This window comes from Kribbella sp. NPDC051587 (assembly GCF_044453945.1).
Lineage (GTDB): Bacteria > Actinomycetota > Actinomycetes > Propionibacteriales > Kribbellaceae > Kribbella.
Genome location: NZ_JBITDE010000015.1, coordinates 64604 through 89162 on the forward strand (window position 1 = coordinate 64604; position 24559 = coordinate 89162).

Below are 24559 nucleotides of genomic sequence, written 5' to 3' on the forward strand. Positions count from 1 at the left end.
GCTTCTCGCCACCCGTACCCGTACGTGAGCGCCCTAACACTGTCCAGCCACAGATTTAACCTGGATAGCGGCGTGGCGTGAAGACGAGCGGTCCGGCCGGCCGATCGACAGTGCGCGTCTGTGACGAGCCGATGAGGAGCAGGCACCGCATGTCGACAGTCTCCGGGTCCAATGAGCCCAGAGTGGTGACAGTGACTGTCTCCTGACTTCCACCCACGTCACGCCCCACCACTACAGGTGTGTCGGCGGAACGGTGTTCCAGCAGCAGGTCTCGCGTGGCGGCGACCTGCCAGGTGCGGGACTTCGAAGCCGGGTTGTAGATCGCAATCGCGAGATCTGCAGCCGCAGCAGCAGACAACCGCTGTGCGATGACCTCCCACGGCTTGAGCCGGTCAGACAACGACAGCACACAAAAGTCGTGGCCCAACGGCGCACCGACCCGGCTGGCCACGGCCTGCGCCGCAGTCATCCCAGGCAACACCTGTACGGCGATGTCCGCGTACTCCGGTTCCGACGCGACCTCAGTGACCGCACTGGCCATCGCGAACACACCCGGGTCGCCGGACGACACCACAACGACCGCAGATCCCTTTCGGGCAAGGTCCAACGCGAACGCGGCCCGCTCCGACTCCACCCGGTTGTCCGACCCATGCTTGCGTTGCCGCGCGCGGTCCGGCAGCCGGTCGACGTACGGGCTGTAGCCGATCAGGTCGTCCGCTCCGGCGATCGCCGCCCGCACCTCAGGCGTCATCCACTCCGGCCCGGCAGGCCCCAGGCCGACGACCGTCACCGAACCCTCGCGTGCAGTCCGTACGGCCGGCGCACTGAAGCTGTTGTTGATCGGACTGGGCAGCAGGGCCAGCGAAAAATACGGCACCTCGTCCGGATCGACCTCGGACAGGGGAGCGATCCGCTGCGCGTCAGTGGTGGCACGCTCGACGTACCAGGCCTCGTCAGCACGCCCAGCCAGCTCGAAAGCCTCACGTACGTTGCCAAAAGTCCGGCCCAGCTTCATCACCGCAGCAGCGTCCGTGTTCCGCAACCGCTCTGCCAGCACGTCCGGCGGCAGCGTCCCCGGCAGCACCGTGAGCACCTCATCGCGCTCACACAACGGCCGACCCAGTACGGCGGCCGCCGCGCTCACCGACGTCACGCCCGGAACCACCTCACACTGGTACCGGTCAGCCAGCCGCTTGTGCATGTGCATGTAGGACCCGTAGAACAACGGATCCCCTTCAGCCAGTACGACGACATTCCGGCCCGCGTCGAGATGAGCCGCGAGCCGATCGGCGCACTCGGCGTAGAACTCGTCCATGGCGCCCTGATAGCCACCGGGGTGGTCAGTGGTCTCAGTGGTGAGCGGATAGACCAGGTGCTCCTCGAGCTGCCCGTCCCGCAGGTACGGCGCGGCGACCGAGCGCGCGATGCTTCGTCCGTGCCGTGCACTGTGGAACGCGATCACGTCCGCAGCACCGATCAGACGCGCAGCCTTCACCGTGACCAGCTCCGGATCACCCGGCCCGAGTCCTACGCCCCACAGCTGTCCGGTCACTCTTCCTCGCTCGCAATCGCATTCACAGCGGCGGCGGTGATCGCACTGCCACCACGACGCCCCCGCACCACCAGATACTCCAGACCAAGCGTGTTCGCTGCCAGTGCCTCCTTGGACTCGGCAGCTCCGATGAACCCGACCGGAATCCCCAGTACGGCGGCCGGCCGCGGCCCGCCCGCTGCGATCACCTCAAGCAATCGGAACAACGTGGTTGGTGCGTTGCCCACCGCGACGACCGCACCGGCCAAGTGATCGGCCCAGAGGTCCACTGCGGCAGCACTCCGTGTCGTCTGCAGCTGCGCAGCCAGCTCAGGAACACCGGGCGAGCTCAGCGTGCAGATCACCTCGTTGTCAGCCGGCAGCCGCCGCCGCGTGATCCCAGCAGCGACCATCTGGGCGTCACAGAGGATCGGTGCGCCGTTCTGCAGGGCGGTACGCGCGTTCTTGACCACGTTCGGCGACCAGGCCAGGTCAGCGACCAGATCGGTCATGCCGCAGGCGTGGATCATCCGGACGGCGACCTGGGCGACGTCTGCAGGCAGGTGGTCGAGCGCCGCCTCGGACCGGATCGTCGCGAACGACCGCCGGTAGATCTCCGCGCCGTCGCGCACGTACTCGCTCACCACTGCTCCCTCTCTGGAAAATTGGGCACTGCACCATCGACCAGATACCCGTTGCCGACGGCAAGTATGTCGACAAAACCACCTGCCGGTTTCCCGCACCGGCGTTCACACCCGGACCAGTGCACCCGGCGCCCGTCGCGCGTCAGCCCCGGCATGATCCGCCAGGCGTCGCTGCGGACATCGGCCAGCGCCTTCGCACAGCCGGGGCGTCCCGCACACGCTGTCACACCACTCCACACCGAGTCAGGCGTTGTGATCAACCCGACTGCTTCCAGCGGCTCAGTAGCCACCGCAGGAAGCACCACGGATCGCCACGGCGTCACGCGCACCCACTCTGCGACCTCAACGAGCACCGCGGCCTGCTCCTGCGTCAGAGTGCCCAGCGGAACAGTGGCAACGAGGGCTGTTCCATGCTGTCCAGCCTCAATTGGCGCACCGGTCACCGGCAGCTCAGAAGAAGCCTGCAAGCCGAGCTGCTCGAAGATGCGCGTCGCTCCGTCCGCTACCTCGGCGACGCGCCACTCCGCACCCTCCCGCAGCTCCAGGAAGGCTGAGGCCACGGCCAGCATCAGCTCGACCACCTCATCCCAGCCGACGCGCACGCCGTGCGTACCAACGCTCAGCAGCGCCTCACGGGAGTCGATCGCCTGGACCAAGACATCTGCCCCGGAGTCGGCCAGATCGCCGCGCCCGTCGTCCAGTGCGAACAGGAACCGTCCAGGTAACTCAGCCAACGCCGGATCGGCGCACAGGCCCCGGTCCACCGCGGCCGCGAGCGGCAGCACGTCGTACCGGCCGTCGAGACCGGACAGTGGAGAGACGAGGATGTTGCGGACGCGCTCGTGCGTCAGCGAGGGGAGGAGGCCGGCGCCGTACAGGCGGTTCGATAGCTCTTGCGGCCCGTCTGGTCGCAGAGCGCGGATCTGAAGATTGCCGCGGGAGGTGAGCTCCAGGCGACCGTCGCCGAGGTCCAGCGACGCGGAACGCAGGACGTCGAGCTGGGTGACGCTCAGCAACCCACCGGGCACGCGGATCCGGGCCAGGCCGCCGTCAGCTGCCTGGTGCACTGCCAGCACACCTGGGCACCTGTCCGCTGAAGTCCTCACCACACCGCGATGCTACGTGGCGGACGCCTGTGTCCTGGACCACGTCACGACTCCCACGGTCAGAGCCACGCAGACGCCGCCCGCGACCATCGTGGCGGAGACCGACCAGGTGTCCACGATCAGGCCGCCCAGCAGCGCCCCAAGGGACAGCACTGCCTGGAACGATGAGGTGAACAACACAGTCGCCGCCTCCCGCGCCTGCGGAGCCGCAGCGGCGAACATGCTCATCGTGCAGACCGGTACGCCGCCGTACCCGAGTCCCCAGACGATCAGCAGTGTCGCGGCTCCCGGCGTTGTGTGGCCCAAGAGCGGTAGCAGCAGCATCGCAACAGCCATCAGCCCAGCACACGTGGCGAAGGTCAGCCGTAGGTTGCGGGCGGCCGCCGTACCGGCGATGAGGTTTCCGGCCAGCCCGGCACCGCCGTACACGAGCAGAAGCAGGCTGATCCGGTCTGAGTGCAGGAACGGCGTCACGTAGGTGTACGCGGCGAAATGGCCGGTCACGACCAGGCAGGTGGCTAGGAGCGCTCGCTTGCTGCGTCGGAGAGCGCCACGCACAACGGACAGTCGGGTGACCTGCAGGGGTGGCAGCGGCGGGACGGTTACGGCGAGGGCGACCATCACCAGAAGCGACAGGCCGCCGAGGGCAGCGAACGAGGCACGCCACCCGAGCAGCTCGCCTAGGAAGGTCCCACCCGGTACGCCGAGCACTGTGCCGAGTGGAACCGCCGAAAAGATCACCGCGGTCGCGCGGGCTGTCCACCGCTCGGGAACGAGCCGTCTGGCCAGTCCGGCGCCGATGGACCAGAAACCGCCGATGGTCAGGCCGACGAGGAGGCGGGCGAGCAGTTCGAGCCCGTACGACGGTGCGGCGGCCGCCAGGAACCCTGCGACGGCGAGCAGCCCCATCAGCGAGCACAGCATCAGCCGGCGATCCAGACGCGCCGTCGCCACTGTGATGACCGGTGCGGCGACAGCGGCGACCAGGCCGGGCGTCGTCATCAGCAAGCCGGTCCGGCCAGCAGTCAGGCCGAAGTCGGCGCCGATCGGCGTGAGCAGACCGACCGGCAGGATCTCGGTGGTGACGATGGTGAAGATGCCCAAGGTCACCGCGGCCACTCCAAGCCGATGCGTGGTCTGCGTTCGCGTCATCGCTAGTGTCATGATCTCAACTCAACCCGTCGAGCAGGAGACGGGCTGGCGGCTTTGCGACGCGCAGATGGACGTCGTATTTCCGCTACCAACAAGGACTGTCGGGCCACCTCGACGCCTAGACTCGAAGCATGGCCAGCACCCGAACCGTTCCCGACCTCACCAGCTATCTGAAGCGCGCCGGTCATGTGCTGGAGACGCAGCTGCACGCGGCGCTGGGCGAGATCGGGCTGACGACCCGCATGCAGTGCGTATTGAGCCACGCGCTGGAGGGGGAGCGGACGCAGATCCAGCTCGCCGAGCTGGCCTACCTGGACAAGACCACGATGGTGGTCACGGTCGACGCCCTCGAGCAGGCCGGGTACGCCGAGCGCAAGGCGTCGGCCACCGACCGCCGGACCAGGATCATCGCGGTCACCGAGGCCGGCGCGAAGATCGCGCATGAGAGCCAGGCGATCGTGGACCGCGTCCACCGCGAGACCCTGGCCGCGCTGACCGCCGAAGAGCGGGCGCCGTTCGTGGCGGCGCTCGAAACCCTGCTGAACGATCGCCTCGCGACCCCGGTCGACGCACAGCCCGTCCGCCGTGCAAGGGAGCGGACGAACTAGTCTGCCCGCATGCAGATCGTGGTCATCGGTATCGGGGCGGGCGATCCGGAGCAGCTCACCCTGCAGGCAGTGGCGGCGCTGAACCGGGTCGACGTGTTCTTCGTGCTGGACAAGGGTGATGTGAAGCAGGAGCTGGTCGATCTGCGCACGGAGATCCTGCAGCGGCATGCGACCGGCAAGGAGTACCAGGTCGTCGTCGGCCGGGATCCCGAGCGGGACCGGTCCAGTACGGCGTACGTCGAGGCTGTCGACGACTGGCGACGCCGCCGGGCCGATGTCTGCGCCGAGCTGATCGCAGCGAACCTCGGTGCGGACCAGGTGGGCGCCTTCCTGGTCTGGGGCGACCCGTCGCTCTACGACAGCACGCTGGCGATCCTTGACGACATCCTGGACCGCGGTGAGCTCTCCTTCGACATCGAGGTGATCCCCGGCATCAGCAGCGTCTCCACACTGGCCGCCCGGCACCGCGTTCCGCTCAACCAGGTGGGACGTCCGGTGCAGATCACCACTGGTCGGCGGCTGGCCAAGGAGTGGCCGGAGGGTGTGGACGACGTCGTGGTCATGCTTGACGCCCACACTGCCTTCACCGCACACCTCGATCAGGACGCCACCATCTACTGGGGTGCTTACCTCGGTACGCCGGACGAGCTGCTGATCGCGGGTCCCGTCCGGGAGGTGGCCGCGGAGATCGAGAAGGTGCGTGCCGAGGCGCGGGAGCGCAAGGGCTGGATCATGGACACCTACCTGTTGCGCCGCCCCTAGACCAAAGGTGGTGGTGCTCTGAACCTCCGGCGGAAGCGGTAGGCGACCGGTCCGGCGGAGGGTGTCGGTATGACGAAGAAACTCTTGGCATTGCTGACCGCGGCGCTCGTGCCGGTGGCAGGTGCAGCCGTCCTCAGTGCTGCCGCACCAAGCGAAGCTGCCACCGATAACGCGGCATCGAGGACAGGCGTTCAGCCCGACGTCGTCCGCACCGACTCTGGACGGGTGCAGAGCAAGACAGTTGGACAGGCGCGTGTCTTCGACGGGATCCCGTACGCCGCGCCCCCGGTCGGCGCGCTGCGCTGGAAAGCACCACAGCCGGTGCAGCCGTGGACCGGTGTCCGTGAATCGAAGCTAGGCAATCCGTGTCCGCAGCAAGCCAACTCTGAGGTCCCAAAGGGCTCTACTGCTGAGGACTGCCTCTATCTGAACGTCACCACGCCCACAGCTCCGGCCAGGAAGCCACGAGCAGTCATGGTGTGGATTCCGGGCGGCGGCTTCTTCGAGGGCGCCGGCAACAGCTATGAGGCCTCAAAGCTCGCCGCGCGTGGTGACGTGGTCGTTGTGACGGTCAACTACCGGCTGGGCATCTATGGATTCTTCGGCTACCCGGGTCTGCCTGGCTCCGGCACGTTCGGGCTGCAGGACCAGCAGGCCGCCCTGCGTTGGGTACAGCGCAACGCGCGTGCCTTCGGTGGTGACCCGCGCAACGTGACTGTCGCAGGGGAGTCCGCCGGTGGCATGAGCGTGTGTGCGCAGCTCACCTCGCCGACCTCGACCGGCCTGTTCAGCAAGGCGATCATGCAGAGCGGCTCGTGCAACTTCAACTGGGGTGACAACAGCCAATACCCCGGCCAGGCGGCGGACTCGCCCTGGCATCCAATCCGCGATGTCCAGGCGAACGGCAAGGAGTGGGGCGCCGAGAAGCTCCCTGACCTGCACTGCAAGCCCGGCCAGTCCGCCGTCGACTGCCTGCGGACGATCGATTCCGACGTACTGATCGACGACATGTTCCAGTTCACCCAGCTCGGGTACGGCGGGAGCGCCGTACTGCCGTTGAGTCCAGCCAAGGCGTTGCAGGCCGGGCTGTTCCACCGAGTGCCGATCATCTCCGGCAACAACCACGACGAGGCCGCTGCGTGGTTGTCGGCCTTCGGGGAGATCAAGGACTACCCGAAGCTCGTGACCGCCATGGTCGGAGCGAAGAAGGCTCCCAAGGTCCTGCGCGAGTACCCACTGAGCAGCTACGAATCGCCGGCTGCTGCGTGGTCCGCAGTCACCACCGACCGGATCTGGTCGTGCACACAGGTCAGCAGCGGTCAGCAGGCCGCTCGCAAGGTGCCCGTCTACGCCTATGAGTTCGCTGACAAGCACTCACCGCTCGCTGCGCCCGGACTGGGTGCCGCACACGCCGCCGAGCTGGTGTACCTCTTCCGCCCGGGTGGGATCGACTTCCCACTGACAGCCACCCAGCAGACGCTGTCGAACCAGATGATCGACTACTGGACGGCGTTCGTCCGCACTGGCAACCCGAACGGACCTGGCCGCCCGGCCTGGTCCCCGACCGGCCAGCACGAGGTCAAGGGACTCTCACTGGCTCCGACGGACCAAACCGGCATCCACCCGGTCAACCTGAGCACCGAACACCACTGCGCCTTCTGGGCCGGCCTCAGCTAGAGCGCTTGCGCACCAGGTCGATTCCGCGCATCAGGAACGGCGAGAGCAGCAGAAGCAGCAGCGCGTAGAAGCGGACACCCGGAACGAACGCCGCCAGAACGAAGGCGAGCAGGGTCAGCCCGGTCAGCACGAAGGAGTTGGTGAGCTCCCGACTGGTGACCGGGTCGTTCGGGTTCTCGATCTCGGGGTGTCCCTTGATCATCCAGGTGAGCGCGGTCTGGCTGGTGCTGAGGGCAAGGATCGTCCCGCTGTAGAAGCCGGCGGTGAACTGTGAGCTCTCGAAGCTACCGACGATCTCGGTCGGGAACGGCAGGATCACGATGAACAGGAGCCAGAGCATGTTGAGCCGCATCATGCCGGATGTGTAGGCACGGACGTGCTCGAAGACCTGGTGGTGGCCCAGCCAGAAGTTCCCGATCACCGCGAAGCTCAGCAGGAACGAGTAGATCTCCGGCTTGTGGTCGGTGATGACCTGCAGGGCGGTGTGGTCCTCGGCCTTGTATTCGGCGACCACCTCGACCAGCGGAAGGATCAGCAGGGTCAGCGCGATCGCCACAACGGCGTCGGTGAACAGGATCAACCGATCCGGATTCCTCGTCTTACTCACGCGGCACAGAGTACTGATGCCTTCCCCGCCCCACCGGGCCCGGTCGACCAGTCCCGGTCAGGTGTCCGGCAGCGAGACCGTCGACAACGTGATGCGGTCCTTGCCGGGGGCGGCGCGCAGGTAGGGCTCCACCAGGGCCTGCAACCCCCGGCGGAGGGTGTCCAGGTCGTCGCTGTCGACGTACAGCGACACCTGGTTGTAGCCGAACTGGTCGCGCCGGCTGTCGAGGTGCCCGTGCTCCACGATCCGGTCGTAGTCGGCGGTCAGCTGGGTGAGCATCAGCAGCAGGGCGCGCCGGTGCTGGTCCGGCGTCATCGCGCGGGCCTCGTCCTCCTCGATGTGCGCGACATCCGTGGACTGGTCGACGGTCAGGGTGCGCTCGACGGCGCCCCGGATCCGGCGCTCCCGGACCACCGTCAGCACCCCGCCGTCGATCAGCGCCGCGACGTGCCGGTAGAGCGTCGTCGCCGCGACGTCGGGCAGGTCGTGCCTGAGGTCGGTGGTGGTGACCTCCCGGCCCAGCACCCGCTGGATGATCCGCCACCGGATCGGGTGCAGCAGCAGGTCGGCGAGCGGCGTTGAGGGTTCGGTCATGGTCTACCCCTATTGATTCCAAGTGTGGAAATAATATCGTTAGTGGTTCCAATTGCCTTCGACCGAGGAGACTGCCGTGTCGCAAAGCTCAGGAATCTCGCGGCGTACCGTCCTGGCTACCGCAGCCGCCGCTGTACCCATCAGCGCACTGGCAACCACAACCGCCACCGCCACGCCTACCGCTACCAAGCCGACCCGTACGACGCCCGCCGCGGTCGGCCGGCTGTTCGACAAGATCGAGGCCGGGATGGCCAAGTACGCGATCCCTGGCGTCGGCCTGGGCGTTTGGTACCGCGGTCACGAGTATGTCCGCGGTTTCGGCGTGACGAACGTCGACAGCCCGTCGCCGGTCACCGGCGACACCGTCTTCCGCATCGGCTCCACCACGAAGACCTTCACCGCGACCGTCATCATGCAGCTGGTCGAGCGTGGCCTCGTGCACCTGGACGCACCGGTGCGGCGCTACCTGCCCAACTTCGCCACCGCTGACCCGACGGTCGGACCGCGTGTCACTGTCCGGCAGCTGCTGAACCACTCCGCCGGCTGGCGGGGCGACACGTTCGTCGACACTGGCGACGGCGACGACGCACTGGCCCGGTACGTCGCTGCGCTGTCCACGGCGCCGCAGTTGACCCCACTGGGCAAGGTCTTCTCGTACAACAACGCAGCGATCGGTGTGGCCGGGCGAATCGTCGAGGCGGTCACCGGGAAGCCGTACGAGACCGCTGCGCGGCAGATGCTGATCGACCCGCTCGGTCTGGCGCACAGCCGGTACTTCCGTAGCGAACTGGGCGGATTCAGCGTTGCCGCACCGCACAACATCGTCAACGGGAAGGCGGTCTACGAGCCGGCGTTCGAGGCGATGCCGCGCAGTCTGCACTCGTTCGGCGGTCTCATCTCCAGCGCACACGACCAGTTGCGCTATGCGCGCTTCCAGCTCGGCCACCACGGGTTCCCGCGGCTGCTGGGCGACCGGACGCGTGTAGCGATGCAGTCCAACCCAGGACCGGGCGGCACGCTGTTCGTCGAGCTGGACGGCGTCGGCGTCGGCTGGATGCTGCGGCCGACCGCTGAGGGCGTGAAGGTGGTTCAGCACGGTGGCGACTGGTCCGGTCAGCACTCCGGCTTCCTGATGGTGCCGAAGCGCGACTTCGCCCTCACTGTGCTCACGAACTCGGAGAGCGGTCCCGCGTTGACCGCGGAGCTGTTCGCCGACGACTGGGCGCTGGCCGAGCTGGCCGGCGTACACAACCTGCCCGCCGTACTGCGTCCGCTCACGCCGAAGCAGTTGGCGCCGTACGAGGGCACGTACACAGCTACCCAGGTCGGCCTTGACGGGGTGGAGAGCTCGTTCGGCATCGACCTGACGGCCGACAAGGGCCAGCTGCTCGGATCCGCCGACGGGCAGCCTGCACTCCGTTTCGGCTTCTACCGTCATGACTACGTGCTGTCGCTCGGCCTGGACGGCACGCCCGACTACACCCGCGCCAACTTCGTCCCCGGTCCGGACGGCAAGCCCGCCTTCCTCCGGTACGGCGGCCGCCTGTTCCGCAAGCAGACGGCAGCCACCCGCAGCGCCGGAGGTCGTCAGCTCAAGAGCCTCGCCGAACTGACGACTCCCGCCCGCTGACCAACAGCAGCAGGTCCTGAGCGGTGCCGGTGACCACCTCACCGGCACCGTAGGACCAGTCCAGGTCCGTAGCGCGCAGCTCGGTCTCAGACAGGTCCACCCCGAAGTACTTGAGGTGCTTGGGACCCAGCCCACCCAGAACTACACGCAGCCGATCCAGCGGCACGCGGCGATCGATGCCCAGCGCAACGGTCATGTCGAGCCCGTGGATCACGTCATGGGACAAGGCGCCTTCGTAGCCACCGCCCGGCGGCTGCCAGGGGTGGTGGATGTTCTCCTGCAGACAGCTGAGCAGCTCGGCATTGCTCAAGGCTGCAGTGTCGGCACGCGCCGCACGTTCCGAGAACCGGTTGAAACGGCCACCTGCCTTCGCAATCCCCAGCAGCACGCGGGGAGTGGAGTACCGGTACGCCATGGTGATGTGAGCAACCACTTCACGCACTCGCCAGCCCGCGCACAGACTCGGCTTGTCCCAGTCGTCTGCGTTCAATCCACTCAGCATCTCGGCCAGATCGGTGCGCTCCGCGGCCACGAGGTCTCGAATCTCCGTCATACCCCACCGACGAACACCTCAGCTCCGGACAGACACCTCGGCCAATCGTTTCTGCAGGTACTTCCGGTCGGCGTCCGTCGTGGCCAACTCGATTGCCTCCGTGTAGGCGGCGACAGCCTCGGTACGGCGGTTGAGCCGGCGGAGGAAGTCCGCCCGAGCCGCCGGGAGCAGGTGGTAACCGGCCAACGAGCCAGCTGCCAGTTGGTCAACCAGTGCAAGGCCGACGCCCGGTCCGTCCGCCATGCCCAGCGCGACGGCGCGGTTGAGCGCGACGACCGGCGTCTGGGGGAGCTGCCCGTAAAGCGCGGCGATCTGTGGCCAGTCCGTGTCGGCTGCGGTCCGGGCGATCGCATGACACGCGGCGATAGCGGCCTGCACCTGGTAGGGGCCAGGCATGCGCCGTTGGAGAGTACGGTCGAGCAGCTCCTCCGCCTCGGTGATCAGCTCGCAGTTCCAGCGCGTCCGGTCCTGCTCGTCCAGAGTGATGAGGACACCGTCGGGGGAGAGGCGTGTCTCGCGGCGAGAGTCGTGGAAGAGCATCAGGGCAAGCAGTCCGGCGGCCTCTGGCTCTTCTGGCATCAGCTCGACGAGCAGTCTGGCCAGCCGGATGCCCTCCTGGCTCAGAGTGCTGCGGCTGACATCGGAGTACCCCTCGTTGAAGAGCAGATAGAGCACCGCGAGTACGGCGGGAGTCCGCTCCGGCAGCAGATGCGCCGGTGGGACGCGGTACGGGATTCCGGCGTACTGGATCTTCTGCTTGGCCCGGGTGAGCCGCTTCGACATGGTGGTCTCGCCGACCAGGAACGCCCGCGCGATCTCCGCCGTACTGAGTCCGGCGAGCGTCCGCAACGTCAACGCGACCCGCGCCTCCATCGCCAGCGCCGGGTGGCAGCAGGTGAACATCAACCGCAGCCGATCGTCCGGTACGTCGTACGCGGGAGGAGGCTCATGAGTCATCGCAGCGACCTCCTGAAGCTTGGCGGCACCCACCGCCTCGCGGCGGAGCCAGTCGATCGCGCGGTTGCGCGCAGTGGTCGTCAGCCAGGCACCTGGCTTGTTCGGTACGCCGTCGCGCGGCCAGCGCTCGAGAGCCGCAGCGCACGCTTCCTGCGCGCACTCCTCGGCCAGCTCCCAGTCACCGGTCATCCGGATCAGCGTGGCGACCACCTGGCCCCACTCCGCCCGGAAGACGTCGGCGTACGTCACAGCACCGGGCGGATCTCGATCGTTCCGTAGCTCGCGGCCGGGTGCTTGGCGGCGATCTCGATCGCCTCGTCCAGGTCCGCGCAGTCGATCAGCACGAAGCCACCGATCTGCTCCTTGGTCTCCGCGAACGGGCCGTCGGTGAGCAGCAGCTCCTTGTCGCGGACCCGCACCGTGGTGGCCTCGGACGGCGGCCGCAGCCCGGCACCTCCGGTGACGACGCCCCGGGCCTCCATCTCCTCCGACCAGCCACCACAGCCCTCGTTGGCATGCGCCTCGGCCTCCGCGCCGCCGGCGATCATCAGCAGGTACTTCACAGCCGTCCTCCAACTCGTCGCTGTGTCGTTCATTTGGGCAACCGAACAGTTCACCGACGAACGCCCGGATCGGAAACAGACACGACCTACACTGCGACTATGCCTGACCGTACTCAGACCATCGCGTACCCGGCGCCCGGATCGCGGCCGTCTCGACGGGACGAGGAGCCGCTGGCACCTCATGTCATCGTGCTGTTCGGTGCCACCGGTGACCTGGCCAAGCGCAAGCTGCTGCCGGGTCTGGCGTATCTGCAGCAGTCCCGGTTCGCGCCGGACGTCCGGATCATCGGGTCGGCCACCGAGGACCTGACCGTGGACGAGTTCCGCGAGCGCGCCCGGCAGGCGGTGGAGACGTACGGGACCCACAAGATGAGTGACGAGGAGTGGGCGCAGTTCGCCGGCCGCCTCGACTACGTGCCGGTTTCAGCCGGTCCGGGACCGCTGGCCGACGCCGTACGGGCTGCTGAGGAGCTGCTAGGTGCGGACACCCGCCGCCTGCACTACCTGTCGGTGCCGCCGAAGGCCGCCCAGGCTGTGATCGCCATGCTCCGCGACGCCGGACTGGTCGACCGGGCCCGGGTGGTGATGGAGAAGCCGTTCGGCGACGACCTGGCCAGCGCCATCAAGCTGAACGACTTCGTCCACGAGACCTTCGACGAGTCGCAGGTGTTCCGGATCGACCACTTCCTGGGCAAGGAGGCGGCGCTGAACATTCTCGCCTTCCGGTTCGCCAACGGCCTGTTCGAGCCGATCTGGAACCGCAACCACATCGACCACGTGCAGATCGACATCCCCGAGGAGCTCGGGCTCGACCAGCGGGCCACCTTCTACGAGCCGACCGGCGCGTTCAAGGACATGGTCGTCACGCACCTGATGCAGGTGATGTCGTTCGTCGCGATGGAGCCGCCGACCGCCCTGGAGCCGCGGGCGATCTCGGAGGAGAAGAACAAGGTCTTCCGGTCGATGCTGCCGATCCAGGCGACCGACGTGGTCCGCGGTCAGTACTCCGGGTACCGCAACGAGGAGGGGGTCGCGCCGGACTCCGACACCGAGACGTTCATCGCGCTGAAGGTCGAGGTCGACAACTGGCGCTGGGCCGGGGTGCCGTTCTTCCTGCGCACCGGCAAGCGGATGGCGCAGGGACAGCGGATCATCTCGATCGCCTTCAAGGAGGCGCCGAAGACGATGTTCCCGACCGGCTTCGGAACCGAGGGCCCGGACCACCTGACCTTCGACCTGGCCGACTCGTCCCGGGTCTCGCTGTCGTTCTACGGCAAGCGGCCCGGGCCGGGGATGCGGCTGGAGAAGCTGTCGATGCAGTTCTCCACGCAGGAGACCAAGAGCGCCGGCGACGTACTGGAGGCCTACGAGCGGCTGATCCTGGACGCCATGCGCGGCGACCACACGCTGTTCACCACCGCCGAAGGCATCGAGTCACTGTGGGAGCGGTCGGCACACCTGCTGGACGACCCGCCGCCGGTCAAGACCTACCAGCCCGGCACGTGGGGCCCGAACGCCATTCACCAGCTGATCGCGCCCCGCGCCTGGCGGCTGCCGTTCGAGCGCGAGTGGCGCGAGAACAAGCCCAAACCCTAAGCGTGTACGGCGGCCACTGCCTCGCGGATCGGACCGCGGTGCAGTCCGCCGTGACCGGGCAGCACCACGTCGGCGTCCAGGTCCACGAGCGGCTTCAGCGCGGTCAGTAGATCTGTCGGGTCGCCGTGCTGGAACAGCGGCGGGATCAGCTGTGGGCCGACGGCCGACACGATCTTGTGCCCGGTGACCAGCGCGTCTCCGGTGATCACTGCGCCCGCCGACGGCACGTAGTACGCCGAATGGCCCGCAGTGTGACCGTGAGTCGGCACAGGGACTGGCTGGCCGGGCAGGTCGAGTGCGCCGTCCGACGGGAAGGCCTGCACGTGCGGAGCCGCCACGTCCTGCAGGGCGCGGTTGCGGATGATCCCCACGGCCCACGGCAGCACCCGCGGCCGCCACAGATTGGCAACGAGCTTGGCCGGAGTGAGCTGGTCGAGGTAGTCCCGATGCGCATGGCCCACTTCAGCGGCATCGGCGTACGTCGGAGTGCCGTACCGGCTGTGGAACGGGTTCACCGCGCCCACGTGGTCGGCGTGCGCGTGGGTCAGCAGGATGGCCCGCACGTCCTCGGGCTGCCGGCCGATGGCTCTGATCGAGGCCTCCACCGCGTCGATGTCTCCCGGATACCCGCCGTCGATCAGCGTCAGGTCGGTCCCGTCACGCAGTAGCACCCAGTTGACCAGAGAGCCCTGCACAAAGAAGACGTCGTCCGCTGCTTCCACCAAACCGCTGTATTTCACGGAAGAGATGGTACGGGGATTGTCCCCGGCGCCAGGTAACGTCCGGTGCCGTGAACGTCGATGAACGCATTCAGGAGCTCGCGGCCCGGATCGTGGAGCTGCGCGACAGCTACTACCAGGGCTCGCCGGTGGTCGCCGACGCGGAGTACGACGCGGTCGAGGACGAGCTGCGCACCCTGATCGCCGCGAACCCGGAGCTGACGCCGGACCCGAACCCGCTGGACCAGGTGGGCGCTCCGGCCGTGCTGCACGCCCCGATCCGGCACTCGCGCCCGATGCTGTCGCTGGAGAAGGCGACCAAGCCCGAGCAGGTCGAGGCGTTCTTCAGCCGGTTCCCGGGACAACCGGTAGTGGTGATGCCCAAGCTCGACGGGCTCTCGCTGGCGCTGGTCTACGAGGACGGCAGGTTCGCCCGGGCGATCACCCGCGGCGACGGGACCACCGGTGACGACGTGACACCGCTGGTGCGCGCGCTGGCGGACGGCGTACCGCATCAGCTCGATGCGCCCGGCCGCGTCGAGGTGCGGGGTGAAGCGGTGATGCTGCGGTCGACGTTCGCGGCGTACAACGAGGCGCACCCGGACAAGCCGCTGATCAACCCGCGCAACGCTGCGGCCGGCACCCTCCGGGCGAAGGACCCCGCCACCGTGTCCGAGCGACGGCTGCAGTTTCTCGCGTTCGACTTGCAGACCGACCCGGACAGTACCGAGGCCGATCTCGAGCGTGGGCTCAAGACACTCGGCTTCACCGCCGCCGACATGAAGCACTGCACGGACGCCGCGTCGGCGCAGGAGGTGATCACCGGGATCGAGCAGCACCGCAACGCATTGGATTACGACCTGGACGGCGCCGTACTGCGGCTTGCCGATCGCGACGCGTATGCCGCGGCCGGGACGCGCTCGAGCTCGCCGCGCGGTGCGCTCGCGTTCAAGTTCGCGGCCGAGGAGAAGACCACGATCCTGCTCGAGGTCCGCTGGGACGTCGGCAAGACCGGCAAGATCGCGCCGGTCGCCTGGCTCGAGCCGGTCTTCGTCGGCGGTACGACGGTCACCCGCGCCACGCTGGCCAACCAGGAGGTGATCAAGGCCCGCGGGATCAAGATCGGCGACACTGTCCTGGTCCGGCGAGCCGGGGACGTGATCCCGTTCGTGGCCGGCGTGCTCGACGAATCCCGCCGTACCGGGGCTGAGATCGACATCGTCCCGCCGACCAGCTGCCCGTCCTGTGACGAGCCGTTGACCGAGCAGGGCAACAGCCGCGAACTCTTCTGCACCAACGTCGCCTGCCCTGCGCAGACCGTCCGCCGCCTGATCCACTGGGCGTCCCGCGCGGCCGCCGACATCGACGCGATCGGCGGTGTCTGGATCGAGCGCCTGGCCGAAGCCGGCGACCTGGAGAACCCCTCGGACTTCTACGGCCTGACGAAGGAACGGCTGCTCGAGTTCGACCGCGTCGGCGAGGTCTCCGCCACCCGCATGGTCGACTCCATCGAAGCCAGCAAGCAGGTCGGCCTCCGCCGCGCCATGATCGGCCTGGCCATCCCGATGGCCTCCGAAGGTACCGCGGCGCGCCTGTGCCGAGCCGGATTCCCTTCCCTCGAAGCGGTCATCGAGGCCGGCGAAGAAGGCCTGGTCGCCGTCGACGACATCGGCCCCAAGGTCGCCGCATCCTTGATCGAGCACCTCAACCGCCTGCAGCCCGAACTCGAACGCCTCCGCGCCGCCGGCGTCTCCCTCGACGTCCGGGAAGAAGACCTCCCACCCGTAGTCGCCGCCGGCGCACCCCTGGCAGGCAAGACAGTCGTCGTCACCGGCTCCATCTCCGACCCCCGCACCGGCGAAAAAGTCGCCCGCCCCGCCTTCCAACGCCTCTGCGAACGAGCAGGCGCCACCATCGCCTCCTCCGTCTCCGCCAGCACCGACTACCTCATCACCGGCGCCGACGTAGGCGCCGCCAAGATCACCAAAGCCGAAAAACTGGAGGTAGAGGTCGTCGACCAGTCTGAGATCTGGAAGCAACTCCTCGACGCCGGTGTGGCCTAAGCCTTAGAGCTCGACGCCCCTCCTCTAGACACCTCTCAACCGGCTGTGAGGTCGTTCACAAGTCGTCACAGCCGAGCGGTGCGCGGGGTCTCGTGGGCATGAGCGAAAAGAGCGAGAACAACAGCAAGGTTTGGTTCGTCACCGGCTCGTCGCGTGGCCTCGGCCGCACCTTCGTCGAGGCCGCTCTGTCCCGGGGCGACAGGGTGGCCGCAACGGCCCGGAGCACCGAGAGCTTCGACGACCTGATCGCCGTGTACGGCGACGCGGTGCTTCCGCTCGCGATGGATGTGACCGACAAGGAAGCAGTCTTCGCGAGCGTGCAGCAGGCCCACGCGCACTTCGGCCGTCTCGACGTCATCGTGAACAACGCCGGCTACGCCCAGATCGGCGCGATCGAGGAGCTGTCCGAGCAGGACCTTCGCGACCAACTGGAGACCAATGTCTTCGGCGCGGTGTGGGTGATCCAGGCCGCGCTGCCGCACCTGCGTGGGCAAGGCTCGGGGCACATCATCCAGCTCTCCTCGGCGGCCGGGCTGATCGCCTCACCACTCGGCGGCGCCTACCACGCGTCCAAATGGGCCCTCGAAGGCCTGAACGAAGCCCTCGCGGGTGAGGTCGCCGAGTTCGGCGTCAAAGTGACGATCATCGAGCCAGGCGGCTTCGCCACCAGGAAGGGCAAGAACCCGGATCCCCTCAACAACGGCCACCTGGCTGCGACCAACCCGGTGTACGACGGTCTGCGCCACCGCCTCGGTGCGCTCGCCGGAAAGCAGCCCGCCGGTGACCCCGAGGCCGCGGCCCAGGCCCTGCTCAAGATCGTCGACTCCGACGCCCCGCCCCTGCGCATCCTGTTCGGTCAAGGCTTCTACCCCATGATCCAGCAGGCCTACACCGACCGCCTCAAAACCTGGGCCGACTGGCAAACCCTCTCCGCCCAAGCCCAAGGAACCCACCCATAACCCCCAGCCACCCCAGCGGCCACCCAACCGCCAACCTCAGCCACCGCACCAGCCACCCGACCGCCGACCTCAGCCACCGCCAGGGGGCAAGGGGCAAAGCCCCAAACCACAGCCGGCCCCAGCCAGGCACCTGATCCCCAGCCACCGCAGCGGGGGGTCCGGGGGGCGCAGCCCCCTCCGGGGCGGGGTCTGGGGGCTCCGCCCCCAGAAAGCACAAAAGCGATTCATAGTCAGCGCCCTCCGCTGACATGAATCGCCCAGAATCGCGCGCCCCCGGCAGGATTCGAACCTGCGCACCCGCCTCCGGAGGGCGGTGCTCTATCCCCTGAGCTACGGGGGCTCAGGAACGAGGTGAACATTAGCAGCATGTTCATGCCATCTCCGAATTGGGGCTCGCGGTGTGGGGTAGAACTCGGCCATGCGCAAACTGGGGATCGCTCTCGTGGTCATGATGGTTGCCGTGATGTGGCCGGCACAGGCTCATGCTGTTGATGGCTGGCGGCTGGTGGGGTCGGACAACGCCCGTCCGTTGGATGAAGGTCAGGGACTCGCCACGGTGACGCGTGGCGGTACGACGCAGTACCGGTACACCGGGAGTGCGACGATCCCGCTCGATCTGTTGGTGGGCGGGTGGAACCACGTCGGTGACCCGGGTTCGGCACAGGGCTGGTACGTCGAGCCGTACCAGCGGGACGACCGGGGCGGGAAGCTGTTCCGGGTGCAGTCGCCGACGGGTGTGTGGTCGAACTACAAGCACGCACTGGAGTCCTGGGAGGCGACGAACAACAGTTGGTCGGCGGTCTCGCCGGACACGCGATGGATGGTGAACGGTGAGTGGGGCACGATGGACCGCCTGCTCGTCTTCCCGATGCCGGGGGTCGGTGCCACCAACCCGGCCCAGAACCTCCCGCTGGCGTCCCGGATCAACCTCGATCACCAGGTGCGCGACGTACAGGGCTGTGACTTCGTGACGGCCACGCGACTGCTCTGCTCGTCCGACGACCCGGCCGGAACCCTCTTCGGTACGACGAAGCCGCTGCTGCAGGTGGACCTGGACGCACCGGTCGGCTCCGCCGACGTGACCGGCCACGTGACGTCGCTGGGCCAGCTGCCGCTGAAGAGCGGGTGCACCGGGAACTTCGAGGTCGAGGGCATCGACTACTTCGAGCAGGACGGCACGCTACGCGTCATCGTGCTGTCCCCGAGCATCTGCATCACCACCGACAGCAAGACCTACCGCTTCCAGCGGTAGATCTTGTCGGGCACAGTCGGCGAAGGTGAGAAGCGAGCCGTCGACTGTGCCCAGCTTGCCGTCAGCACGCAGGCGGACCGCCATCACCCAGTAACTGCGCGCGGCCGTGTGATTCACGCTCGGCGCGTACCGCTCGAGTGCCTGGCAAACGAGTTAGTGGGTGATGCAGGTCCACCCCGCCGCCGACCCAGAGCGCTCCGTCGCTGTGCTGGACGCCGGTCGTCGGGCGACGTTGAGCACGGTTCAACCGTTTCGGCGGTCGCGATGTGGTTGGTGGGTGCACAAGGTCGCGGGGTGGGTGCTTCGCCGGGGCGGCAGTACGGGGTGACCCTGACGGGACCCTGGAAGAGCGGTGCGGCGGGATCGGACCGGGTACTGGCGGCGTCATAGTGGTTGTAAGCCCCACCACGAAAGGACGTCGGTACTCATGGCTAGCTCTCTGGTACGCCCGTCGAACGGTCGCTGGATCGGCGGTGTTTGCGCCGGACTGGCCCGCAGGTTCGGCATGTCGGCCAACACGATGCGGTTGATCTTCGTGGTCAGCTGTCTGCTGCCCGGTCCGCAGTTCCTGATCTACATCGCCCTCTGGATCATGGTGCCGGCGGAGAAGTACTAACCTGGCTCTCCATGAGAGCAGGTGTGAAGACAGCCGCTCTGCTCTTGCTGAGCATCGCTGCGGCCGGTTGCGGGGTCAGCCCCGCCAAACCGGCCGCAGCCGAACTCCGCACCACCGCCCCACCCTGGGAGGCCCCGCGTGACGCGGTCTCCTACATCGACAAGGCCGGCTTCGAGCGCCTCCCCCTCGACTTCTCCGGCCCGGCGCCGTACACCCTGCGCCTGAAGATCACCCTCGACGGTCAGCCGGTCCAGATCCCCGCCGGCATCGGCGTCGACCGCGTCCGCGCCGAACAGGCCGCCGTCCACACCCACACCACCGACGGCCTCATCTACGTCGAGGCCAAAACCACCTCCGAGCACCCCACCCTCGCCCAGTTCTTCACCCTCTGGGGCCTCAAGTACGACGAAAAATGCCTCGCCGACGCCTGCCGTCACCTCAAAATCACCGTCGATGGGCAACCGGCGCCGTGGGACGTCCCGTTCAGCGGTGGCGCCAAGATCACGGTGAGTGTCGATCGCTGACCGGGGCGGTGGGGTGGGGAAGGGATCAGCACAGCTCGTACCGGGCTGTGGATGGTGGTTCCGGGGAATGGACGGTTCGCCATTAGGCTGGGGCGGTGACTCCGGAACAGCTCGCTGAGAAGATCCTGCAGGCCCTGACCGCGCTCGCTGCCGACGGCGCTATCGCCGTCGAGGGCGGGCTGCCGCGCGAGCTGAAGGTCGAGCGACCCAAGAACCCCGAGCACGGGGACTACGCGACGAACGTGGCGATGCAGCTGGGCAAGCGGGCGGGGATGAACCCGCGGGCGTTCGCCGAGCTGCTGGCGGCCAAGTTGACCGACGACGAGGCGATCACCGAGGTGTCGATCGCGGGTCCGGGCTTCCTCAACGTCCGGGTGGCGGCCGATGCCCAGGGCAAGATCGCGCAGTCGATCGTGGACGCGGGCCCGGCGTACGGGTCGAGCAACACGTTGCAGGGGTTGGCGGTGAACCTGGAGTTCATCTCGGCCAACCCGACCGGTCCGCTGCACCTGGGGCACACCCGGTGGGCGGCGGTCGGTGACGCGCTGGCGCGGGTGCTGATCGCCGCCGGGGCGAAGGTGACGCGCGAGTTCTACGTGAACGATCGCGGCAACCAGATGGACAAGTTCGGCGCGAGCCTGATGGCCGCGGCCAACGGGCAGCCGATCCCGGAGGACGGTTACCACGGTGAGTACATCGGGGAGCTGGCCCAGCGGATCGTCGCCGAGGTGCCCGGGATCACCGAGCTGCCGGAGGCCGAGCAGTCGGTCGCGTTCCGCGAGGCGGGGTACGAGCGGCAGCTGAAGGAGCAGCAGGATCAGCTGGAGCACTTCCGGACCAAGTTCGACGTGTGGATGTCGGAGCGCAGCCTGCACGAGCAGGACGGTGTCGGCCACGCGATCGAGAAGCTGCGTGAGCAGGGTCACCTCTATGAGGCCGACGACGCGCTCTGGATGCGGACGACGGACTTCACCGACGACAAGGACCGGGTGCTGATCCGGACCAACGGTGAGCCGACGTACTTCGCGTCCGACGCGGCGTACTACGTGAACAAGCGCGAGCGCGGCTTCGAGGTCTGCATCTACCTGCTCGGCGCCGACCACCACGGCTACGTGAACCGGCTGAAGGCGATCGCCGCCTGCGCCGGTGACGACCCCGAGCACAACATCGAGATCCTGATCGGCCAGCTGGTGAAGATCCTCAAGGGTGGCGAGGAGATGCGGCTGTCCAAGCGGGCCGGCACCATCGTCACGCTGGCCGAGTTGGTCGAGGAGGGCGGCGTCGACCCGCTGCGCTACACGCTCTGCCGTTACCCGGTCGACTCGCCGCTGACGCTGGACATCGAGGAGATGACCAAGCAGGTCAGCGAGAACCCGGTCTACTACGTGCAGTACGCGCACGCCCGGCTGGCCTCGATCCTGCGCAACGCCGACGAGCTCGGCATCAAGCTGGACGAGTTCGAGCCCGGCCTGCTCAGCCACGAGCGCGAGGGCGACCTGCTCCGTGCGCTGGCCGAGTTCCCGCGGATCGTGGCGACGTCGGCCGAGCTGCGCGAGCCGCACCGGGTCGCGCGCTACCTCGAGGACACCGCCTCGGCGTTCCACAAGTTCTACGACAGCTGCCGGGTCCTGCCCCGCGGCGACGAGGAGGTGGAGCCGGTGCACAAGGCTCGCCTGACCCTGGTGTCCGCGACCCGGACCGTGCTCGCCAACGGGCTCGACCTGCTCGGCGTCTCCGCCCCGGAGCGGATGTGAGGGCCCACGAGGCGGGCGCCCTGCACGCCCAGGCCGGCCACCGCGCGCCGCCCTGGCTGAGCGCCCCGCGCGACGTCAACGATCTGGTTCCGCAGCTGTGGTCCTCCACCGCGAAGAAGACCGCCGAGGGATCCCTGGTCGTCGGCGGCGTCGATGTCCGCGACCTGGTTGCCGAGCACGGCAGCCCGGCGTACGTGCTGGACGAGGACGACTTCCGCAGCCGCGCCCGCGCGTTCAAGAACGCGTTCAAGGACTTCGACGTGTACTACGCCGGCAAGGCCTTCCTCAGTACGACGATTGTCCGCTGGGTGATGGAGGAGGGGCTCAACCTCGACGTCTGCAGCGGCGGTGAACTCGCCGTGGCGCTCCGCGCCGGTGCGGACCCGAAGCGGCTGGGATTCCACGGCAACAACAAGTCCGAGGCCGAGCTCACTCGTGCGCTGGATGCCGGGGTCGGCCGGATCATCGCCGACTCCCTCTACGAGATCGACCGGCTGATCGAGCTGGCCCGTGAGCGCAACGTCGTCGCGCCGGTGATGGTCCGGGTCACCGCCGGCGTCGAGGCGCACACCCATGAGTACATCGCGACTGCGCACGAAGACCAGAAGTTCGGCTTCTCGATCACCTCCGGCGCCGCCTTCGAAGCCGTTGCCCGGGTCAACGAAGCGCCCGAGCTGGAGCTGCTCGGCCTGCACTCGCACATCGGCTCGCAGATCTTCGACTCGTCCGGGTTCGAGGTCGCCGCGAAGCGCGTGATCGCCTTGCACGCAAGGGTTTCCGAGGAGCTCGGCGTGGACATGCCGGAGCTCGACCTCGGTGGTGGTTTCGGCATCGCCTACACCACCCAGGACGACCCGTCCGACCCCGCGCAGCTGGCCACCGAGATGGGCAAGATCGTCGAGCACGAGTGCCGCGCGTTCTCCGTCGACGTCCCGAAGGTCTCGATCGAGCCCGGCCGCGCGATCGTCGGCCCGGCGATGTGCACGGTCTACTCGGTCGGCACGGTCAAGGAGGTCGAGCTCGACAACAACGCGGCCCGCACCTACGTGTCGGTCGACGGCGGGATGAGCGACAACATCCGCGCCGCCCTGTACGACGCCGACTACTCCTGCACGCTCGCCAACCGGTACTCCGACACCACGCCGACCCTGGCCCGCGTCGTCGGCAAGCACTGCGAGTCCGGCGACATCGTGGTCAAGGACGAGTTCCTGCCGTCCGACGTCGGCCCCGGCGACCTGATCGCCGTACCGGGGACCGGTGCCTACTGCAGGTCGATGGCCAGCAACTACAACCACGTACCGCGCCCTCCGGTGATCGCGGTCAAGGACGGTCGGACGCGCATCGTCGTACGGCGGGAGACCGAGGACGACCTGCTGCTTCTGGACATGGGGATCGAAGGATGAGCGACAAAGCGCTGAAGGTGGGCCTGCTCGGTTGTGGTGTGGTCGGTACCGAGGTGGTGCGGATCCTGACCGAGCAGGCGGATCACTTGGCGGCCCGCGTCGGCGCCCGGCTGGAGATCGCCGGCATCGCGGTACGGCGGGCCGGGCGCGAGCGCGACATCGCGGTCGACCCGTCCCTGATCACGACCGACGCGCAGGCGCTGGTCTCCCGTGGTGACCTGGATCTCGTGATCGAGGTGATCGGCGGCCTCGAGCCTGCCCGCACCCTGATCCTGACGGCGCTGGAGAACGGTGCCTCGGTCGTCACGGCGAACAAGGCGCTGCTGGCCGAGGACGGCCCGACGCTGTTCGCCGCCGCGGAGAAGTACGAGCGCGACCTGTACTTCGAGGCCGCCGTGGCCGGGGCGATCCCGATCCTGCGGCCGCTGCGCGAGTCGCTGGCCGGTGACGACGTGACCCGGGTGATGGGCATCGTCAACGGCACCACGAACTTCATCCTGGACAAGATGGACTCCACCGGCGCCGGGTTCGACGAGGCGCTCGAGGAGGCCCAGGCCCTCGGGTACGCCGAGGCCGACCCGACCGCCGACATCGAGGGCTTCGACGCGGCCGCGAAGGCGGCGCTGCTGGCGAGTTTGGCCTTCCACACCAGGGTTTCGATCGCCGACGTGCATCGCGAGGGCATCACCGAGGTGACCGCGACCGACATCGCCTCGGCCCGGGAGATGGGCTGCGTGGTGAAGTCGCTGGCGATCTGCGAGCTGGACGAGGCGACCGACTCGGTCAGCGCCCGGGTGTACCCGGCGATGATCCCGCTCACCCATCCGTTGGCCAGTGTTCGCGATGCGTACAACGCCGTTTTCGTGGAATCCAAAGCGGCCGGCCAGCTGATGTTCTATGGTCGTGGTGCCGGCGGTGCCCCGACGGCCAGCGCTGTCCTCGGGGATCTTGTCTCCGCCGCGCGCAACCGGCTCAAGGGCGTGCCGGGGGTCGGCGAGTCGTCGTACACCCAGCGGGCCGTCCGTCCGGTGGGTGACGCGGTGACCCGCTACCACGTGTCCCTGGACGTGGCCGACAAGGCCGGTGTCCTCGCGGCAGTGGCCCAGGCCTTCGCGGAGCACGACGTGTCGATCCAGACCGTTCGCCAAGAGGGCCGGGGCAGTGACGCCGAGCTGGTCGTCGTCACGCACCGCGCGACCGACGCCGCGTTGTCCGCGACCGTGGAGGCCCTGCGCGACATGGACATCGTTCGTGAAGTCAGCAGTGTCATGCGAGTTGAAGGCGAGTAA

The 24559-nt window shown here is 67.9% G+C and carries 23 protein-coding genes and 1 tRNA gene; 13 read left to right on the forward strand and 11 right to left on the reverse strand.

All coding sequences use genetic code 11. From position 1 onward, the window contains the following. Positions 1–55 precede the first annotated feature (55 nt). From ACIA49_RS36125 to ACIA49_RS36140, 4 genes are read right to left on the reverse strand one after another with little or no spacing between them, the layout of a single operon-like run. Complete coding sequence (locus tag ACIA49_RS36125; protein ID WP_396382761.1) at positions 56–1552, reverse strand: precorrin-2 C(20)-methyltransferase; 1497 nt, start codon at positions 1550–1552, stop codon at positions 56–58. Beyond that, positions 1549–2175: a precorrin-8X methylmutase gene (locus tag ACIA49_RS36130; RefSeq protein WP_396382763.1), complete on the reverse strand. Its 627-nt coding sequence runs from the start codon at positions 2173–2175 to the stop codon at positions 1549–1551. Before ACIA49_RS36130 ends, ACIA49_RS36125 begins: the two co-directional genes overlap by 4 nt. Next, complete coding sequence (locus ACIA49_RS36135; RefSeq protein ID WP_396382765.1) at positions 2172–3251, reverse strand: precorrin-3B synthase; 1080 nt, start codon at positions 3249–3251, stop codon at positions 2172–2174. Before ACIA49_RS36135 ends, ACIA49_RS36130 begins: the two co-directional genes overlap by 4 nt. Positions 3252–3293: 42 nt before the next feature. After that, complete coding sequence (locus ACIA49_RS36140) at positions 3294–4445, reverse strand: MFS transporter (protein ID WP_396382767.1); 1152 nt, start codon at positions 4443–4445, stop codon at positions 3294–3296. Positions 4446–4564: 119 nt separating this feature from the next. Between ACIA49_RS36140 and ACIA49_RS36145 the strand changes: the two genes are divergently transcribed. The 3 genes from ACIA49_RS36145 to ACIA49_RS36155 all read left to right on the forward strand — a co-directional run bounded on the left by ACIA49_RS36145 (position 4565) and on the right by ACIA49_RS36155 (position 7480). Then, the gene (locus ACIA49_RS36145; RefSeq protein WP_396382769.1) at positions 4565–5041 is read left to right on the forward strand and encodes a MarR family winged helix-turn-helix transcriptional regulator; all 477 of its coding nucleotides are present in this window, start codon (positions 4565–4567) and stop codon (positions 5039–5041) included. 9 nt (positions 5042–5050) lie between these two features. Beyond that, on the forward strand, positions 5051–5803 hold the full coding sequence (cobF, locus tag ACIA49_RS36150) for a precorrin-6A synthase (deacetylating) (RefSeq protein WP_396382771.1): 753 nt from the start codon (positions 5051–5053) through the stop codon (positions 5801–5803). 69 nt (positions 5804–5872) lie between these two features. Beyond that, positions 5873–7480, forward strand: coding sequence for a carboxylesterase/lipase family protein (locus ACIA49_RS36155; RefSeq protein WP_396382773.1), 1608 nt, complete (start codon positions 5873–5875; stop codon positions 7478–7480). On the opposite strand, the gene ACIA49_RS36160 is transcribed toward ACIA49_RS36155, so the two are convergent. Continuing rightward, positions 7473–8087 (reverse strand): TMEM175 family protein, encoded by a 615-nt coding sequence (locus tag ACIA49_RS36160; protein WP_396382774.1) that lies wholly within the window; start codon positions 8085–8087, stop codon positions 7473–7475. The genes ACIA49_RS36155 and ACIA49_RS36160 overlap by 8 nt on opposite strands. 57 nt (positions 8088–8144) lie before the next feature. After that, positions 8145–8681: a hypothetical protein gene (locus ACIA49_RS36165; RefSeq protein ID WP_396382775.1), complete on the reverse strand. Its 537-nt coding sequence runs from the start codon at positions 8679–8681 to the stop codon at positions 8145–8147. Between the two features lie 76 nt (positions 8682–8757). Between ACIA49_RS36165 and ACIA49_RS36170 the strand changes: the two genes are divergently transcribed. Next, a complete protein-coding gene (locus ACIA49_RS36170) occupies positions 8758–10311 on the forward strand; it encodes a serine hydrolase domain-containing protein (protein ID WP_396382776.1) in 1554 nt (517 codons plus the stop codon). Here the strand turns inward: ACIA49_RS36170 and ACIA49_RS36175 are convergent. Genes ACIA49_RS36175 through ACIA49_RS36185 form a run of 3 tightly spaced genes read right to left on the reverse strand, consistent with a single transcriptional unit; the run spans position 10274 to position 12417 of the window. Beyond that, on the reverse strand, positions 10274–10864 hold the full coding sequence (locus ACIA49_RS36175) for a maleylpyruvate isomerase family mycothiol-dependent enzyme (protein WP_396382778.1): 591 nt from the start codon (positions 10862–10864) through the stop codon (positions 10274–10276). The genes ACIA49_RS36170 and ACIA49_RS36175 overlap by 38 nt on opposite strands. Positions 10865–10882: 18 nt before the next feature. Next, positions 10883–12070, reverse strand: coding sequence for an RNA polymerase sigma factor (locus ACIA49_RS36180; RefSeq protein WP_396382780.1), 1188 nt, complete (start codon positions 12068–12070; stop codon positions 10883–10885). Then, positions 12067–12417 carry a YciI family protein gene (locus tag ACIA49_RS36185; protein ID WP_396382782.1) on the reverse strand — a complete coding sequence of 117 codons (351 nt, stop codon included), beginning with the start codon at positions 12415–12417 and terminating at the stop codon, positions 12067–12069. Before ACIA49_RS36185 ends, ACIA49_RS36180 begins: the two co-directional genes overlap by 4 nt. A gap of 66 nt (positions 12418–12483) precedes the next feature. Between ACIA49_RS36185 and zwf the strand changes: the two genes are divergently transcribed. After that, positions 12484–13980 carry a glucose-6-phosphate dehydrogenase gene (gene zwf, locus ACIA49_RS36190; RefSeq protein ID WP_396382783.1) on the forward strand — a complete coding sequence of 499 codons (1497 nt, stop codon included), beginning with the start codon at positions 12484–12486 and terminating at the stop codon, positions 13978–13980. On the opposite strand, the gene ACIA49_RS36195 is transcribed toward zwf, so the two are convergent. Then, a complete protein-coding gene (locus ACIA49_RS36195; RefSeq protein WP_396382785.1) occupies positions 13977–14720 on the reverse strand; it encodes an MBL fold metallo-hydrolase in 744 nt (247 codons plus the stop codon). The two genes, zwf and ACIA49_RS36195, sit on opposite strands and share 4 nt — an antisense overlap. Before the next feature lie 50 nt (positions 14721–14770). On the opposite strand from ACIA49_RS36195, the gene ligA reads away from it, so the two are divergent. Both ligA and ACIA49_RS36205 read left to right on the forward strand, forming a co-directional pair. Beyond that, positions 14771–16762, forward strand: coding sequence for an NAD-dependent DNA ligase LigA (gene ligA, locus ACIA49_RS36200; protein ID WP_396382787.1), 1992 nt, complete (start codon positions 14771–14773; stop codon positions 16760–16762). A 98-nt stretch (positions 16763–16860) separates the two neighbouring features. Next, on the forward strand, positions 16861–17721 hold the full coding sequence (locus ACIA49_RS36205; RefSeq protein ID WP_396382789.1) for an SDR family NAD(P)-dependent oxidoreductase: 861 nt from the start codon (positions 16861–16863) through the stop codon (positions 17719–17721). A gap of 268 nt (positions 17722–17989) precedes the next feature. Here ACIA49_RS36205 and ACIA49_RS36210 read toward each other — a convergent pair. Then, positions 17990–18061: transfer RNA gene (locus ACIA49_RS36210), tRNA-Arg, on the reverse strand. Between the two features lie 78 nt (positions 18062–18139). On the opposite strand from ACIA49_RS36210, the gene ACIA49_RS36215 reads away from it, so the two are divergent. From ACIA49_RS36215 to ACIA49_RS36240, 6 genes are all read left to right on the forward strand, one after another. After that, a complete protein-coding gene (locus tag ACIA49_RS36215; protein WP_396382791.1) occupies positions 18140–18973 on the forward strand; it encodes a hypothetical protein in 834 nt (277 codons plus the stop codon). Positions 18974–19400: 427 nt separating this feature from the next. Next, entirely contained in the window at positions 19401–19589 is a 189-nt protein-coding gene (locus ACIA49_RS36220) for a PspC domain-containing protein (RefSeq protein ID WP_396382793.1), read from the forward strand. An 11-nt stretch (positions 19590–19600) separates the two neighbouring features. Beyond that, the gene (locus ACIA49_RS36225) at positions 19601–20113 is read left to right on the forward strand and encodes a hypothetical protein (RefSeq protein ID WP_396382794.1); all 513 of its coding nucleotides are present in this window, start codon (positions 19601–19603) and stop codon (positions 20111–20113) included. Positions 20114–20208: 95 nt separating this feature from the next. Further along, entirely contained in the window at positions 20209–21867 is a 1659-nt protein-coding gene (gene argS / locus ACIA49_RS36230; RefSeq protein ID WP_396382795.1) for an arginine--tRNA ligase, read from the forward strand. Next, positions 21864–23270, forward strand: coding sequence for a diaminopimelate decarboxylase (lysA, locus tag ACIA49_RS36235; RefSeq protein WP_396382796.1), 1407 nt, complete (start codon positions 21864–21866; stop codon positions 23268–23270). The genes argS and lysA overlap by 4 nt, the downstream gene beginning before the upstream one ends. Continuing rightward, entirely contained in the window at positions 23267–24559 is a 1293-nt protein-coding gene (locus ACIA49_RS36240) for a homoserine dehydrogenase (RefSeq protein ID WP_396382797.1), read from the forward strand. Before lysA ends, ACIA49_RS36240 begins: the two co-directional genes overlap by 4 nt.

Coding starts and splice junctions, on each gene's coding strand:
- ACIA49_RS36240 (WP_396382797.1), top strand. CDS start 23,267: ATGAGCGACAAAGCGCTGAAGGTGGGCCTGCTCGGTTGTGGTGTGGTC.
- ACIA49_RS36225 (WP_396382794.1), top strand. CDS start 19,601: ATGAGAGCAGGTGTGAAGACAGCCGCTCTGCTCTTGCTGAGCATCGCT.
- ACIA49_RS36220 (WP_396382793.1), top strand. CDS start 19,401: ATGGCTAGCTCTCTGGTACGCCCGTCGAACGGTCGCTGGATCGGCGGT.
- ACIA49_RS36185 (WP_396382782.1), bottom strand. CDS start 12,417: ATGAACGACACAGCGACGAGTTGGAGGACGGCTGTGAAGTACCTGCTG.
- ACIA49_RS36215 (WP_396382791.1), top strand. CDS start 18,140: ATGCGCAAACTGGGGATCGCTCTCGTGGTCATGATGGTTGCCGTGATG.
- ACIA49_RS36145 (WP_396382769.1), top strand. CDS start 4,565: ATGGCCAGCACCCGAACCGTTCCCGACCTCACCAGCTATCTGAAGCGC.
- cobF (WP_396382771.1), top strand. CDS start 5,051: ATGCAGATCGTGGTCATCGGTATCGGGGCGGGCGATCCGGAGCAGCTC.
- ACIA49_RS36155 (WP_396382773.1), top strand. CDS start 5,873: ATGACGAAGAAACTCTTGGCATTGCTGACCGCGGCGCTCGTGCCGGTG.
- zwf (WP_396382783.1), top strand. CDS start 12,484: ATGCCTGACCGTACTCAGACCATCGCGTACCCGGCGCCCGGATCGCGG.
- ACIA49_RS36165 (WP_396382775.1), bottom strand. CDS start 8,681: ATGACCGAACCCTCAACGCCGCTCGCCGACCTGCTGCTGCACCCGATC.
- ACIA49_RS36175 (WP_396382778.1), bottom strand. CDS start 10,864: ATGACGGAGATTCGAGACCTCGTGGCCGCGGAGCGCACCGATCTGGCC.
- ACIA49_RS36140 (WP_396382767.1), bottom strand. CDS start 4,445: ATGACACTAGCGATGACGCGAACGCAGACCACGCATCGGCTTGGAGTG.
- ACIA49_RS36205 (WP_396382789.1), top strand. CDS start 16,861: ATGAGCGAAAAGAGCGAGAACAACAGCAAGGTTTGGTTCGTCACCGGC.